Annotated in this window: 12 protein-coding genes; 4 read left to right on the plus strand and 8 right to left on the minus strand. The window is 30.2% G+C overall.

The window, feature by feature from the left end:
* Position 1: 1 nt before the first annotated feature.
* The 4 genes from FUA24_RS20170 to FUA24_RS20185 are packed head-to-tail and all read right to left on the minus strand — an operon-like array spanning position 2 to position 4,701.
* Positions 2-1,132: an O-antigen ligase family protein gene (locus FUA24_RS20170; protein ID WP_148544853.1), complete on the minus strand. Its 1,131-nt coding sequence runs from the start codon at positions 1,130-1,132 to the stop codon at positions 2-4.
* 5 nt (positions 1,133-1,137) lie between these two features.
* Positions 1,138-2,238, minus strand: coding sequence for a glycosyltransferase family 4 protein (locus FUA24_RS20175; protein ID WP_148544854.1), 1,101 nt, complete (start codon positions 2,236-2,238; stop codon positions 1,138-1,140).
* Entirely contained in the window at positions 2,231-3,181 is a 951-nt protein-coding gene (locus tag FUA24_RS20180; RefSeq protein WP_148544855.1) for a glycosyltransferase, read from the minus strand. Before FUA24_RS20180 ends, FUA24_RS20175 begins: the two co-directional genes overlap by 8 nt.
* On the minus strand, positions 3,169-4,701 hold the full coding sequence (locus tag FUA24_RS20185) for a lipopolysaccharide biosynthesis protein (protein WP_187388338.1): 1,533 nt from the start codon (positions 4,699-4,701) through the stop codon (positions 3,169-3,171). The genes FUA24_RS20180 and FUA24_RS20185 overlap by 13 nt, the downstream gene beginning before the upstream one ends.
* A gap of 595 nt (positions 4,702-5,296) precedes the next feature.
* Between FUA24_RS20185 and FUA24_RS20190 the strand changes: the two genes are divergently transcribed.
* On the plus strand, positions 5,297-6,868 hold the full coding sequence (locus tag FUA24_RS20190; protein ID WP_148544857.1) for a hypothetical protein: 1,572 nt from the start codon (positions 5,297-5,299) through the stop codon (positions 6,866-6,868).
* A 74-nt stretch (positions 6,869-6,942) separates the two neighbouring features.
* Positions 6,943-8,001, plus strand: a complete 1,059-nt coding sequence (locus FUA24_RS20195) for a hypothetical protein (protein WP_148544858.1) — start codon at positions 6,943-6,945, stop codon at positions 7,999-8,001.
* A gap of 57 nt (positions 8,002-8,058) precedes the next feature.
* Here FUA24_RS20195 and FUA24_RS20200 read toward each other — a convergent pair whose 3' ends face one another.
* The 4 genes from FUA24_RS20200 to FUA24_RS20215 form a co-directional block, all read right to left on the minus strand.
* Positions 8,059-9,345 (minus strand): nucleotide sugar dehydrogenase, encoded by a 1,287-nt coding sequence (locus FUA24_RS20200; RefSeq protein WP_148544859.1) that lies wholly within the window; start codon positions 9,343-9,345, stop codon positions 8,059-8,061.
* Between the two features lie 8 nt (positions 9,346-9,353).
* The gene (locus FUA24_RS20205) at positions 9,354-10,733 is read right to left on the minus strand and encodes a nucleotide sugar dehydrogenase (protein WP_148544860.1); all 1,380 of its coding nucleotides are present in this window, start codon (positions 10,731-10,733) and stop codon (positions 9,354-9,356) included.
* 23 nt (positions 10,734-10,756) lie between these two features.
* Positions 10,757-11,740 (minus strand): SDR family oxidoreductase, encoded by a 984-nt coding sequence (locus FUA24_RS20210; protein WP_148544861.1) that lies wholly within the window; start codon positions 11,738-11,740, stop codon positions 10,757-10,759.
* A gap of 105 nt (positions 11,741-11,845) precedes the next feature.
* Positions 11,846-12,874 carry an NAD-dependent epimerase gene (locus FUA24_RS20215; RefSeq protein ID WP_148544862.1) on the minus strand — a complete coding sequence of 343 codons (1,029 nt, stop codon included), beginning with the start codon at positions 12,872-12,874 and terminating at the stop codon, positions 11,846-11,848.
* A gap of 587 nt (positions 12,875-13,461) precedes the next feature.
* Between FUA24_RS20215 and FUA24_RS20220 the strand changes: the two genes are divergently transcribed.
* Both FUA24_RS20220 and FUA24_RS20225 read left to right on the plus strand, forming a co-directional pair.
* A complete protein-coding gene (locus FUA24_RS20220) occupies positions 13,462-14,463 on the plus strand; it encodes an MBOAT family O-acyltransferase (protein WP_394344233.1) in 1,002 nt (333 codons plus the stop codon).
* 141 nt (positions 14,464-14,604) lie between these two features.
* The gene (locus FUA24_RS20225) at positions 14,605-15,399 is read left to right on the plus strand and encodes a hypothetical protein (RefSeq protein WP_187388339.1); all 795 of its coding nucleotides are present in this window, start codon (positions 14,605-14,607) and stop codon (positions 15,397-15,399) included.
* Positions 15,400-15,494 lie beyond the last annotated feature (95 nt).

The raw sequence follows: 15,494 nt of genomic DNA on the forward strand, positions 1-15,494 counted from the left end.
TTTAAGTAGTTAACATAGGTTTTAGATTAATATCAGATTCTTTTTCTTTTTCAATATTGATTTGGTTATGAATCCACATTGTCACAAAGGGAAATATTGGTAAGTAAAAAAAACCATGATCTGCTAATAGGGTTGCTGTTAAAGCCATTGTCATCATAAATAGATAAGGTGCTTTCATAAAACGTTTATATGACTGAGTTAAAAGATAGACTATATATAGCACAAAAAATATAAAAGGGAGTACTCCTGCCTCTCCTAAAATTAAGAGAAATGAGTTATGTACTCCAACCTTAATTGAGCTAATATGACCTCCTTGAAAATAATGAAAGCCATTACCAAATAGGGGTTTTTTATAAATAAGATTATAATAATGACTCCAAGTTGCTGTTCTAGAATCTTCTGTTAATCCTTTTGCCCCTCTTTGGTCGTTATTTGCTAAAGCGGTAAATTCGTCAATTCTTTTGGTATTTAGCCCTAGGGTGTCCTTTAATGAAACAATTACTATTAACGCTATAATACCATAACCAATAATTCTCAAGTTTTTAATATTCAGTCTAATTGATAATAGGTTCATTAATACCCATAAAATAACAAATGTCCTAGAAAAAGTCATTAACCCCCCAAAACTAGATAAGAGAGTTTTACCAAGTTTAAGAAGTCCTTTTTTATAACTAAACGTTAGCGCAAATGCAGTTATGGCGGCATACGCTCCAGAATTAGGGTTAAAGTAAAATCCGCTGTATCTACCATAATAATTATCTTCGAACAAGAATGGGTGAAGTATAATACTTATAGCTCCTATTACAAATAGAAAGGAAAGCTCTTTGGGGGTTGTATCCCGGGCAACCTCGTTAGCACATATTATTACAATAAAAAATTTTATTGCGTGAAAAGCAAAAGTTCCAAGGGCCCATTGACTTTGAAAACTAGAAATAATATAATATAAGAAGCCAACTACCACAAGAGGGACATTTACTTTTCCTCTATCCTTTTTAAACAAAAAATAAAGTAATAAAAATATAAATAAGGAATAACTTGAAATAGTTCCTATTGTGGTTCCCAAGTTGCGTACTGCAATTTCGGGAATATTTAGTACTATAAAAGCAAGTATAATATATTTTAAGTAAAACATCTATTTTATAATAGTTTGATTATAAGTTTTTCCCATTTATCACTAACGTTATTAACATGAAACTCCTCTCCCTTAGATTTAGCTTTTTGTAACATTTCATTTCGCAATTGTTCGTTTTCAATTAGAGTTTTTAATTTTTGCTCCAAAAGTAAGACATCTCCAACAGGGATGAGAAACCCGTTGGTATTGTCTTCGATAAGTTCTGATGGTCCAGATGGACAATCAGTCGATACACAAGGAAGCCCAAAATACATTGCTTCAATTAAGGCATTTGGAAAACCTTCAGACTTTGATGTAAAAGCAAATATTTTTGCTTTATTGTAGTATATTTCTGGATTATTAATTCTGCCAGTAAAAACTACAGAATCTTCAATTCCTAAGTCTTTTGTTAAGGTTTCATATGTCTTTCTTTTATTGCCATCACCAACTAACACTAATTTCCAGTTTTTACGTGTTTCTTTTAAATTAGAAAAGGCTTTTAATAAAACATCTTGAGCCTTATTAGAATCTAAGCGACCAACATATAAAATTATATTTTCTTTTGTAGAACTTTTCCTTTTAAGAGTTAAGTTCTCAGATAAAGGGTTAGGTAATACTTTTAGTTTTTTAAGTTTTACATTTTTGTAAAATTCTAGACTCAGTTTTGATTGTACAACTAAATAATTGCACCTTGGATAGGTTAAGTATCTTATTAAACGCCAAAATGAGCTTAACTGAGTTGCATAGGGATTAGATCTATCACTGATAATACAAGGTATTCTACATCTTTTAGCTGATAAAACACTTAATATATTACTAGTGGTAGTAAATCCAATTAATAGATTTATTTTGTAGTCTTTTATAAAATTGGAAATTATAGAAATATTTCTTTTGTTGTTTTTGAAAGCATTTATAAAATTGGTACTTTCTTTTAAATACTCAGCACAATAAGAAATTTTAATTCTTGAATCTATGTCATAAAGGATATTGTGCTCTTTGTATAACAAGATTAAAAGGATGTTGTATTTTGCACATAATCTATTAGCAAGAGTAACTACTACACGTTCTGCACCTCCTGGTCCTAAGCTAGGAATAACAAAAGCTATATTTTTATTAACACTAGTCATTGTTTCTATAAAGGTTTATAACAGAGCTAAATAGGCTAATAGGGGCGTAGTTAGCCAGTATTATTTGCGAATTTTTAGTACAAGATTTATAGTATTCTTTTATTAGCTTTTTTAATTTTTTACGATGAGTGTATTGAGGGTCTAATTTTGTATGTGTATTGAGTTGTTTGTAATTGTATAATAATATTGTTACTAAAAAGTCTATAGAGGTCTTTAATAAATCTTTATTGGTGTAATTTTTACTGATTTCCTTTTCCAAATAAATGGCTGCATCCACAGTGTCTAATGTTTTTAATCTATATCCTCCTCTTGTAATACTAGTACCTCCTATGAAATAATTATACAATGGCATTGTTGAATAAGCAATTTTTTCAATACTTTTAAAAACAGAAATTGTAAAATAAACATCTTCAGAGTTTTTACCTTCAACAAATTTTATGTTATTTACCAAATGTGCTTTATATAATCTTCTCCATACAGAAAAACTTTGGTTGCTAACTATGCGTTTAAGTGCTTCAATTTTGCTTTCGATTCTAGTAGTTCCTGATCTACTTATGGAGTTATCTATCTCTGTTAGTTTTTGAAGGTTGCATTCTACTAGGTCTACGTTTTGCTTTAAAGAGATTTCTAACATAAGTTCTAGCATATTGGCTTCAACCCAATCATCACTATCAATAAAGCTAATGTAATCACCAGTAGCCAATTTTAGCCCAGTATTTCTGGCTCCACTTAACCCTTTATTTTTTTGATGAATTACTTTTATTCTTGAATCTTTTAAGGCATAATCATCGCACAATTTTCCTGAATTATCAGTAGCTCCATCATTAATTAGAAGAATCTCTAAATTTTTATGTGTTTGATTAATGACAGATTCTAAACACCTATCTATATAGGCTTCAACATTATAAACAGGTATAATTATGGATATCTTTATTTTTTCCATGATTTGTTTAAGTTTTTAATGATAACTAAAAATCTTTGTGTAGCATCTCTAAATCCCTTGTTAAATAAATATAGGATCGGAGTATAAATTACAATTACACATATAGAAATCTTTATGGCAAAAATTACTAATTCATAAAAATTACTGATACTAATTTTTGGCATAAATGTTTTTGTACAAAAATCTATTATGTAAAAGCTCAAAAATAAACTTAAAAGGAGTTTAAGGTTATGTTTCCAATAATCTAGAAAATTTCTCTTAAAACCTGCTCTGTATAAAAAAAACGGTTTCCATAGAATCACAATTATGCTTAAGCTGACTAAAGTTCCTAACATAATACCAGCAATACCCCATAATCTTCCAAAAACCAATGAAATACCGAGATTTACAATTATTTCAACTGCTGGAGCCCAAGTATCAGAAAATAGGCCATAAGCATTTTTAAAGTTTTCAACTGGAACTCTAATTTGGGATATTAAAAAATTAATAACCATTAAGATTAGTACAAACCTGTTTAAAACGTATTTTTCGCCCAGCCATACACTTATAAATGGTTCTAGTAAATAAAAAATACCAATTGATACTATACCGCCAATAAAATACCTTATGGCCATTAATTCCCAAAATATTTTATCAATATTATCTCTATTGTTTTCTGCAACAAGATTACCTATACTAGCACCACTGCCTTTAAAAAAGCTATTTAGTAGACTATTTATCTGGTTGAAAATTAATTGATAATTACCAAAAAAAGCAACACTTTTTACGCTTATTAGAGAGAAAATTAATAGTTGGTCTGTACTAGTAAGCACAAATGCACTTATTTTATGAATAAAAGTTTGCTTAATTTTTTTAGTTAACGTTTTAAACTCATTAAGGATGTCTTTCGTGCTTTTTGAGTTAAGTATTAACCAAGGGTAAGTTTGCTTTACTTTTTTTCTAATAATTATAGAAAATATAAAAGAGAAAATAAGTTCGAGAAATATCCAAACAAAAAAGCTTTGCGTATAAATTGCTAAAATTGTTTGAAGCAGCAGTCTTACAATGTTAGCTGATTGAAAATAGGAGGTAACAACATAAGCTTTTTGGTCTGCTTCAAGTAGAATTAAATGATAGTTATAAAAGTATGTAAGAAGAGCTGCAATTAAAAAACTATAAAAACCAAAATAGATAATAGATAAATTTATTTCGGTATTGTCAAATATTATTGGAAAAAACAAGGAAACTAATGCACCCGTAATTAAAATAAAATACCCTATTTTTTTATAAATAAAGCCAACCAAAGAGATTATCTTATTTAACTCATCTCTATTGTCATTGAACAAGGGTTTGTAAAGGGCAAACCCAACAGCTGTTCCAACACCAAGTTCGGCTAAGTTTAAAAAGCTTAATATGCTTCTTAGGGTTGTTGTTACACCAATAAACTCATCACCTAAGTACTGTAAGAAGTATTTTCTTGAAAAAAAATGAACAAAAACTATGATTGAATAAAAAAGCAATCCAATTTTTGCATTTTTCAAAGTTTTCTTAACTCTAGACATTACCTAATCATTACAATTACATGAATAGCTAAGAGGGAAGGGAGTGAAAAGACTAGATTTTAAAAAAGATTTGGTAGGCATATTATAGTAATACAATTGTTTGGAACAAATATTAAAAAAAAATAGGAATATTGTTTAAAAATTATTCATCTGTCTCATTTTTTCGATGAAATTCAATATTGTTTATTAAAATTGCACGCTTAATGTTGAAAGGATGGTCTTTTCTTATTTTTTGTTCATAAAGTGTTCATAAATTTATTGTGTGTAATTTCTAATACCCTGTGGTTTAGTTACTTTTGTGGAATTATTTTTTTATGGAACATAATATAGGTTCTAAACAGGGCTAACTATTTATGTTTATTTTGAAGGATATATGCTGAAATGTGATTTCATCGATTAAATTTGTTTTTAATCGATTGTTGAATTTCTTTTTGAGGTAATTCATCGAAAACATTCGCTTTTTATCGTTTGTTTTAAGTTAATAATTTTATCATTGTTATAGAAGTTTTTCCCTAAATAATAGAAATTCCCAATGAGAAAAAGAATCATGCCTACACAAAAAAAGACTTTTATAATGATTAGTATATTATTTTCGTTTTTTGTATTTTTTGTCTCTTGCAATAATGAAGAGTATTTTACTGAAGAATTATTGATTGATAACGAAATTATTGAAGAAGAAGAAGAAGAAGAAGAAGAAGTCCCCGAAGATAGTAATGAAGAAACACCTACTAGTACTGAAGATGTTTTTTTAGATGAAATAGTATCGTCTGAGTTAAAGGCATTCCCTACCGCCGAAGGTGCTGGTGGTTATGCCTCTGGAGGTAGAGGAGGTAAAGTACTCCATGTAACCACTTTAGAAGATGGTGATTTTGAAGGTACATTTAGATGGGCCGTTACAAGAAAATATCCTAGAATTGTAGTATTCGATGTTTCGGGTACAATAAAAACTAATGACTATATTGAAATCCGTCATGGTAACTTGACTATTGCCGGGCAAACAGCTCCTAAGGGAGGTATTACTATTGAAGGTCCAAGAGTTGGTGCTTACAATACATCTAATATTATTATTAGATATATAAGATTTGTTAATACTAATTATTTTTTCGACACCTCGCATTCAGCTTTTGGAGGTGGAGGCTTGCACGATGTTGTAATGGATCACTGTTCATTTAGATACACTGCAACTTCACCTGCTATTGGTTTTCAAGATAATAATAACCAAGATGGTGGTCAAGGAGAAATTTCAATTCAAAGAAACATTATTGGAGATTGTTATACGGGTATTTTAGTTGGAGCAGTAGCTGTGGATGATAGTAGAGTTGTTTTGGCAGGTAGTAATAGTGTACATAAGAACTTGTTTGTGCATGTTGATCACCGTTTTCCTAATGTATCTGGTAATGCTCAAGCAGAAATTGTAAATAATGTAGTTTTTAATTTTAGAAATAGATTATGTTCATTCTTTAATAATAGTGAAAGCAATGTAATTGGTAACTATTATAAAGCGGGTCCTGTATCTGGTGCAAGTTATGGAGCAAGACATAAAATAGGAGATTATCTTACTTCAACTAGATATCTGATACCGAAGTTATTCGTAGATAATAATAAAATTATTGATAAATGGAATCCTTTGGAACCAGGAGAAGATAACTGGGAGCGTAATGTAGTAGTTTGGAATGGCGATCCTGCAGATCAATCAACTTACAGGGCTTATTCTCCATTTCCAAATCTTGGAGTGCCTATTGAAACCTATCAACCCGATTATGCTTATGATAATATACTTGAAGATTCTGGAGCCAATGCTTCTATTGATGAAAAAGGAGTTGAATCTAAATATTTGGATATAGTTGATGAGCAATTTGTGGCTGATGTTAGAGAAAATAGTTGTGATGGTTGCTATCAACCTAAGCCTATTGAGGAGCCTGAGTGGTTTAGATATAGACCTAAAACAGATAGATCTAAAATGATTTATCCTGAGTTACCTACTAATACTAGAGGAATTGACTTTGATACGGATAGAGATGGTATGCCCGATTTGTGGGAAATTGCCATGGGATTAAACCCTAATGAAGACGATAGCTTTTTAGATTTAGATAATGATGGTTATACAAATATTGAAGAGTTTATAAATCTGGTAGATGTACAATAAATAAATTAAATATATAGGATAAGGAGCAATCACAATTTCTTGTTGATTGCTCTTTTTTATTAAAAAGCACTGAGATGATCAACTGTGTTGTTGAGTATAAAAACATACCTCATTTAAATCAGTTATACACTGGGTTTAAGTTATTACATGATGCTCAAGTCATTAATTTAGAGTTTTCAAATAGATTAGTTCATAAAGAATTAAAAGATAAATCTGTTATTAGAGTTGTAATAAATGAATCTATTATTATTTATTACGATACTTTAGATGGGTATAATTGGATAGATGCTGAAACCAATGAGAATATAGAGTATTTTAGAAACACCTTTAAGTGCGATTATTATTTTAAACGTAGTTTTAGTAAAACTCTTGAAAGTCAATCTTTGGTAAAGCTGTTACCATTAGGTCTGTACTATAATATTACACCTTATTTTGATATTGAAAAACTAAATTCAATTGAGTCTGTAAAAAAGAAGCTTAAGAATAATTCTCTTTTTAGACGTTTGATGAAAGTTAATGCTAATTTTTTCGTGAAAGATTTTGAGCATTACCCAGATTTATTAATCGATGATAAGGAGATTAGAATTTTGTTTTCCGCTAGGCTGTGGCCACCAGATGGTGCAAAAAATGAAGAAAGTAAACTGCAAAGAGAAGCAATAAACAATTTTAGAATTACAATAGTAAAGACGCTAAAAAAGGAATATGGCGAACGTTTTATTGGCGGTATATCAACAGATTCTTATTCGAGTTCTGTTTTAGAAAAGGAGTTTTTGTTACCTTTTGAATTTACGAATAGAAAGAATTATTTAAAGCTTATGAAATCCGCTTCAATTTGTATTGCCACAACCGGAATTCACAGTTCAATAGGAGGGAAGCTTACCGAATACGTTTGTGCCGCTCGTGCTATTATTTCTGAGCCTCTATATTATGAAGTGCCAGGTGATTTTAATAAAAATGAAAATTATTTAGAATTTGTAGAAGTCAATGATTTAATTAGGAACATAGATTATTTAACTAAAAGTCCTGAGGTGTTAAAATCTATTATGGAAAATAATAGAGACTATTATCACTCCTATTTGAAACCAGATGCACTTGTCTATAATACTTTAAATTTAGTTTTAAGCAACGTATAAAAAAAGTTAAATAGAGTTTTGGTCTCTATTTAACTTTTTTGCAAGTTTTTATTTTTATTATAATCTTCCGGATACTTCGCTATTATCTAAAACTCCTTTTACATCATAAATCACTCCATCATTTGAGTTTAAAAGATCATTTAGGTTTAGATTCAAATATTCCTTGTGAGCTACTGTTAAAACTATAGCGTCATAAGTTTCGTTTGGCAGTTTGTTAGTAGTGTTTAATCCATATTCATGCATTACCTCTTCAGGGTTAGCCCATGGATCGTATATAGTAACATTAGTTCCGTAAGTATTTAATTCATTTACTACATCAACAGCCTTGGTGTTTCTAACGTCTGGGCAATTCTCTTTAAAAGTAATCCCTAGAACTAGAATATTGGCTCCTTTAATTTTAATGTCTTTTTTCAACATTAGTTTTATTATTTCAGAAGCTACATAATTACCCATACCATCATTAACTCTGCGTCCAGCTAAGATGATTTCTGGATGGTAGCCTACCTCTTGCGCTTTTTGAGCTAAGTAGTAAGGATCAACACCAATACAGTGTCCACCGACTAAACCTGGTTTAAATGGTAAGAAGTTCCATTTTGTACCAGCAGCTTCAAGAACATCATGAGTATCAATATTCATTAAATTAAATATTTTAGCCAATTCATTAACAAAAGCAATATTAATATCTCTTTGCGAGTTTTCAATCACCTTAGCCGCTTCAGCAACTTTAATTGTTGGAGCTAAATGCGTGCCGGCTTTAATAACTCCTGCATACAATTCATCTACCTTTTTCCCTATTTCAGGGGTGGATCCAGCAGTAACTTTTAATATTTTTTCTACTGTGTGTTCTTTATCACCTGGGTTAATTCTTTCTGGAGAATAACCAGCAAAAAAGTCTCTGTTATAAACTAGGCCACTTTCTTTTTCTAAAACAGGAATGCATTCATCCTCAGTAACACCAGGGTAAACAGTAGATTCATAAATAACAATATCTCCTTTTTTTAGAACTTTACCAACGGTTTGACTTGACTTATATAAAGGGGTTAAATCGGGTCTGTTGTTTTTGTCAATGGGAGTAGGGACAGTTATAATGTAGTAATTACAATCTTTAATAGAATCTAGTGATGTACTACAAAATAAACCGTTTGATTCATTGTTATCTTCTTTAATAACTTCTTTAAGAATGTCATTGTCAACTTCTAAAGTTGAGTCTACACCACTCATAAGTTCATTAACTCTTTCTTGGTTTATATCAAAACCAACAACGTTATATTTAGTAGCAAATAATCTTGCTAAAGGAAGTCCTACGTAACCTAAACCGATTACTGCTATTTTTTGTTCATTCATAATATTTATTATTGACCAATTGAATAGTATTTAAACCCTATTTTGTTTATTTTATTTTTATCAAGTATGTTTCTACCATCAAATACGAAAGCAGGTTTTTTCATTTTGTTATAAATTTCCTCCCAGTCATAGTTCCTGAATTCATCCCACTCAGTCATTATGGCAATGGCATGAGCACCGTCTATAGCATCATACGGAGAATTTTCAACAGCCACATTTGTCTCGTTTTCTTTTTCAGATCTTGTGTTTAGGTAATTTAAGTCCGCGTAAACTTTTTGTTTAGGTACTTTTGGATCATAAACTGAGATTTGAGCTTGTTCATTAAGTAAATGGTCTGCAACGTAAATCGCAGCAGATTCTCTTGTGTCATTAGTGTCCTTTTTAAAGGCCCAACCTAGCAATGCTATCTTTTTGCCTGAAACTGTATTATACAGAGTTTTTATTAGGTTGTCTGAAAATCTTCTTTTTTGGTGATCATTCATTATTATAACCTGCTCCCAATAATCAGCAACTTCATTTAGATTGTAATTTCTAGCTATATAAACGAGGCTTAAAATGTCTTTTTGGAAACAAGAACCTCCAAAACCAACAGAAGCTTTTAAAAACTTAGGTCCAATTCTCGAGTCCATTCCTATTGCCCTAGCAACTTCATCAACATTCGCTTCTGTGTGCTCACAAAGTTCTGAAATTGCATTAATAGAAGATACTCTTTGAGCTAAAAAAGCATTTGCGGTAAGTTTAGACAATTCTGAAGACCATATATTTGTTCTAAGAATTTGATCTTCTGGCACCCAACTATTATAAACCATAGCTAAACTATCTATAGCTTCCTCAGATTCACCACCAATTAAAACTCTATCAGGGTTTAATAGATCTTCTATAGCTGTTCCTTCAGCTAAAAACTCTGGGTTAGATAAAATGTGGAAGTTAATTCCATTACCAGTATTGTCTAAGATACTTTTTACAGCTTCGGCTGTTCTAACAGGAAGTGTTGATTTTTCTACCACTATTTTATCCGTAGTAGCTACCTTAGCTATATTTCTAGCACAAAGTTCAATATATTTCAAATCTGCAGCTTGTCCTTTACCTTTTCCGTAAGTCTTTGTAGGGGTGTTTACAGAGATAAAGATCATTTCAGACCTATCAATAGCCTCATCTATTTCAGTTGAAAAAAATAAATTTTTTCCTCTGGTGTCTTTAATGATCTCAGCTAAACCTGGCTCGTAAATAGGAAGTTTAGATAAATCAGAATCATTCCAAGCATTAATTCTCTCTTCATTTATATCGACAATAGTAACCTTTATTTCAGGATTTTTTTGAGCGATAACTGCCATAGTAGGTCCGCCAACATAACCAGCGCCTATACAACAAATATTTTTTACTTTCATAATGTTATTTAAGTAATTGAGCTTTATAAATTATTCCAATACCAGCTTACAGCTTCTTTTAAGCCCTCACTCACGCTATATTCTGGATTGTAATTTAGAAGTTTTTTTGCTTTATCAATAGAAGCTAGTGAGTGAGGTATGTCTCCTGTTCTGTTCTCTCTATGTTTAACTTCTACATTTTTAATCTCAGGATCAAATTCAGAAAGGTATTCTTTTAATAATGTGGTTAGTTCTAAAAGGGTTGTTCTTTCACCAAAGGCTACATTGTAAACTTCGTTTAAGCAGTCTTCGTTTTGAGATGTTATGGCTTTAAGATTCATTTGAACAACATTATCTATGTATGTAAAATCTCTTGAGTAACTACCGTCACCGTTAATAAATGGAGATTCATGTTTTACAAATTGTTGAACGAATTTAGGAATTACCGCGGCATAAGCACCATTAGGGTCTTGGCGTCTTCCAAATACATTAAAATATCTCAGGCCAATAGTATTAAGTCCATATGTTTTGTTAAAAATATCGGCATACAATTCATTCACGTACTTAGTTATGGCATAAGGTGATAATGGTTTACCTATAGTTTCCTCTACTTTAGGTAAGGCTTCATGATCTCCATAAGTTGAAGAGCTTGCTGCATATACAAATCTTTCAACACTTGCATCTTTAGCAGCTATTAACATATTTAAAAAACCTGAAACATTTACATCGTTAGAAGTAGCGGGGTCTTTTATGGATCTTGGTACAGAACCAAGTGCTGCTTGATGTAGAATAAAATCTACATTACTACAAGCTTTGCGACAGTCTTCAATACTACGGATATCTCCTTCTATTAAAGTAAAGTTAGAGTCATTTAAAAAAGGTTCTATATTATGTCTTTTGCCTGTTGAAAAATTATCTAAGCAAATAGTTTTAATGTCATGTGATAAAAGTTCTTCACATAGGTTGGAACCAATAAATCCAGCTCCACCAGTAACAAGGACAGTTTTGTTTTTTAATTGTTCAATCATTTTAGATTCGGGTTTTTGCCGAGCAAATATGTAAAAAAATATCTAATTAAAATACTTATTATGTTAATTACGCATTTTTTTACGATTAAATTTACTTATTTATAATTAATTTACGTTGTAATACATTTTAAACCAGTCAATAAACTGACTTACTCCATCTTCAATAGAGGTGTTTGGACTGTAATCATAATCTTTTATTAAATCGTCTACATTTGCCCAAGTACGTTCTACATCTCCTGGTTGAATAGGAAGCATATCTTTTTGGGCTTCTTTTCCTAAGTTTTTCTCAATTTCAGTAATAAAGTCTAAAAGTTTAACTGAATTATTATTTCCTATATTATATATTTTATATAATTCCTTGTTTTCGACTCTTTTAGTTGTATCCTTTTCAATAATTCTAACAATACCTTCAACTATATCGTCAATATAAGTGAAATCTCGTTCCATTTTACCATAATTAAAAACCTTAATGGGCTTATTTTTAGTTATAGCATCGGTAAACAGAAACATTGCCATATCAGGTCTTCCCCAAGGGCCATAAACTGTAAAGAATCTTAGTCCTGTAGTAGGGAATTTGAATAAGTGGCTATAAGTGTGAGCCATTAACTCATTACTCTTTTTAGTAGCAGCATAGAGACTTATTGGGTTGTCAACATTATCTGTGGTTGAAAATGGTATTTTTTTGTTTAAACCATAAACACTAGAGCTACTTGCGTAAACTAAATGTTTTATATTGAAATTTCTGCAGCACTCAAGAATATTTAAAAAACCTACCAGATTAGAATCGACATAAGATTCTGGATTCTCGAGACTATATCTAACGCCAGCTTGGGCCGCAAGGTTACAAACAATATCAATATTTTCAGTTTCGAATAATTTAGGAAGCTCTTCGCGATTTTCTAAATTCATTCTTACAAATTTGAATCTCTTAAGACTTTGACTTTCACATAATCTATTGAAGGAATTAGCGTGTTCTTTAGATATACCTAATTCATTAAGTCTAGAGAACTTGAGTTCAACATCATAATAATTATTAATGTTGTCAAGTCCGATAACATCATACCCTTTTTTTAAAAGTATTTGGGATACATGGAAGCCAATAAATCCAGCGGCACCAGTAACAAGTATTTTCATCAAAAAAATTTTTGTAAAGATGTAAAATTGATATAAACTATTATAAAAAAAGTTGTTGAAATTTCATCTTTTTACGATTAACTACCAGATATTTTGCTTTTTTAGAAAAAAAACATCTGCCTAATTTATATTGAGATTTTTATTGATATATTCGTCGATAATATTTAGACTTTTAAATATTTATTTGCATGATTTTTAACTCTGTAGCTTTTCTTGTTTTTTTTGTTATTGTTTTCGTACTTTATTGGTTTCTAGGTAAAAAGCATCTCAAAATTCAAAACGTATTACTTTTAATAGCTAGTTATTTTTTTTATGGCTGGTGGGACTGGAGGTTTTTATCTTTAATAATTTTTTCTACTGTAATTGATTACATACTCGGAATTATAATTGATGCGTCTATTAAGAGGAAAAAGTTTTATCTTATTTTGAGTTTGATTTCTAATCTAGGGCTCTTAGCTACATTTAAGTATTTTAATTTTTTTATTAGTTCATGGGTTGATTTTTGTGCTTTACTTGGTTACGATGTTGGGATTAGTACATTAAATATTATTCTTCCTGTAGGTATATCATTTTTTACATTTCAAACCATGTCTTACTCTATTGATATTTATAGAGGAGATTTAAAACCTACAAAGAACTTTATAAACTTTGCAACCTTCGTCTCTTTTTTTCCTCAATTAGTAGCAGGTCCTATAGAAAGAGCTTCCAATTTGTTGCCTCAAATAGCAAACCAAAGAGTTTGGAGTCACAAAAAGTTTAAAGAAGGCCTGTTTCAAATTATTGTTGGCTTTTTTAGAAAGGTAGTTGTTGCAGATTCAATAGGTAGTATGATTGATGGAATCTATAATGCACCAGATATCCATAATGCTTCAAGTATATTAATGGCCGTTGTTCTGTACTCTTTTCAGATTTACTTTGATTTCAGTGGATATTCAGATATAGCGATTGGTACGGCTAAATTGTTAGGATTTGAGTTTAAAAGGAATTTTAATTTACCATATTTTTCTTCTTCAATTACAGAATTTTGGAGACGTTGGCATATGTCTTTATCTACTTGGTTAAGAGATTATTTGTATATTCCTTTAGGAGGTAATAGAAATGGTAGAATAAAACAGTATCGCAACCTTTTTTTAACTATGTTATTAGGTGGTCTATGGCACGGTAGTTCTTGGAACTTTGTTATTTGGGGGGCTGCTCATGGAATTTTACTTGGGGTGGAAAAAAGATTTAATCTTATACCTCAGAATTATATTTTTTTAAGAAATGCTTTAATATTTATTTTAGTTAGTCTGATATGGATTTTCTTTAGATCACTTAGCCTAACTGATTCTATATTGATTTTTGAAAAGCTGTTTACTGGTCCATATAATGCGCCATATATTGGAGATATTAATCATTTTATAGTACTTGTCTATGGTTTAGTAATAGCTATTGTTTTTGATCTAGTTATATTTGTTAGAGGAAGAGCATTGGAAGAAATTGGATCTAAAATAGTAGACTTCCGTTTTGTATTCTTATGTGTCTTTTTTTTAACAAATATTATTTTGTTTTACTCTAGCGCTTCTAACTTTATATATTTTCAATTCTAAATGAAAAAGTCCTTTTACTTGCTTATAACTATAATGGTTAGCTTATTTCTAACTGATAGAGTTGTTTACTCAGTTATAAAATCTTTAGAAAAAAAAGTCTACTCAGGACAAAGTGTTGGTAAAGTAAACCAATTTTTATCAATGAAAGACTCTGTAAATCTTTTGGTTTTTGGAAGTTCTAGAGCAAATCATCATATAAACACCGAATTAATAGATTCGTTGTCGTTTAATATGGGGGTTAATGGGACTAGGTTGGGATATTCATCGGTACTAATCTCTACTTTGAAAAAGAAAAATCAAACAATATTGGTTCATGTAGATCCAAATATTTTATTTAGCGAGAATTATGAAGCTAAAGATATCTTAAGTCTTAAGAATTGGGCGCCCAGAATTGAGTCTATTGAAAATAATATTTATGAATTGTATCCCCAAGATATCAATATTTCATATTTCTTAAAAAGTTATCTTTATAATGGTAAAGTTTTGGGGATCATTAAAAATTATTTTAAGCCAGGATATGATGTAACAAAATATTATGGTTATGATCCAATTCATCCTACCGATGAACAGAGACAGATCTTTGAAAAAATTTTGAGTAAAACAAATAAGGAGGCTTTAACATTAGATTTAAAATCTGAAGAAGTAAACCCACTTATGGATAAATTCATAAGGAATATTAAAAAAAAATGTTACAATAATAAATCAAGATTATTGTTTTTTACATCTCCAACATGTAAAATCTTAAGTAATGATTTAAAGGTTAAGGCTGAAAAGTATTTTAAATTAAATGATATAAATTATAAAGATTATTCAACTTATATTGATACTGGTAATTTAGAGTATTGGAAAGACCTAACCCATATGTCTCATAAAGGAGCGTCAATGTTTTCTAAAAAATTATTGGAAGATATATCAAATTCTTTCTTTAATTACTAATTTTAAACTCTTCCAGAATCGGTAATATGCAAAGTTTATCCATAAAAAAAACCTAAAAATGTATTTGGCCGAATTTTATCATTCGTTTAGCGAAA

It is taken from the genome of Seonamhaeicola marinus, assembly GCF_008085455.1.

Bases quoted from the DNA above. Each gene is read 5' to 3' on its own strand.
- FUA24_RS20170 (WP_148544853.1), bottom strand. From the start codon at position 1,132: ATGTTTTACTTAAAATATATTATACTTGCTTTTATAGTACTAAATATT.
- FUA24_RS20175 (WP_148544854.1), bottom strand. From the start codon at position 2,238: ATGACTAGTGTTAATAAAAATATAGCTTTTGTTATTCCTAGCTTAGGA.
- FUA24_RS20180 (WP_148544855.1), bottom strand. From the start codon at position 3,181: ATGGAAAAAATAAAGATATCCATAATTATACCTGTTTATAATGTTGAA.
- FUA24_RS20190 (WP_148544857.1), top strand. From the start codon at position 5,297: ATGATTAGTATATTATTTTCGTTTTTTGTATTTTTTGTCTCTTGCAAT.
- FUA24_RS20195 (WP_148544858.1), top strand. From the start codon at position 6,943: ATGATCAACTGTGTTGTTGAGTATAAAAACATACCTCATTTAAATCAG.
- FUA24_RS20200 (WP_148544859.1), bottom strand. From the start codon at position 9,345: ATGAATGAACAAAAAATAGCAGTAATCGGTTTAGGTTACGTAGGACTT.
- FUA24_RS20205 (WP_148544860.1), bottom strand. From the start codon at position 10,733: ATGAAAGTAAAAAATATTTGTTGTATAGGCGCTGGTTATGTTGGCGGA.
- FUA24_RS20210 (WP_148544861.1), bottom strand. From the start codon at position 11,740: ATGATTGAACAATTAAAAAACAAAACTGTCCTTGTTACTGGTGGAGCT.
- FUA24_RS20215 (WP_148544862.1), bottom strand. From the start codon at position 12,874: ATGAAAATACTTGTTACTGGTGCCGCTGGATTTATTGGCTTCCATGTA.
- FUA24_RS20220 (WP_394344233.1), top strand. From the start codon at position 13,462: ATGTCTTACTCTATTGATATTTATAGAGGAGATTTAAAACCTACAAAG.
- FUA24_RS20225 (WP_187388339.1), top strand. From the start codon at position 14,605: ATGAAAGACTCTGTAAATCTTTTGGTTTTTGGAAGTTCTAGAGCAAAT.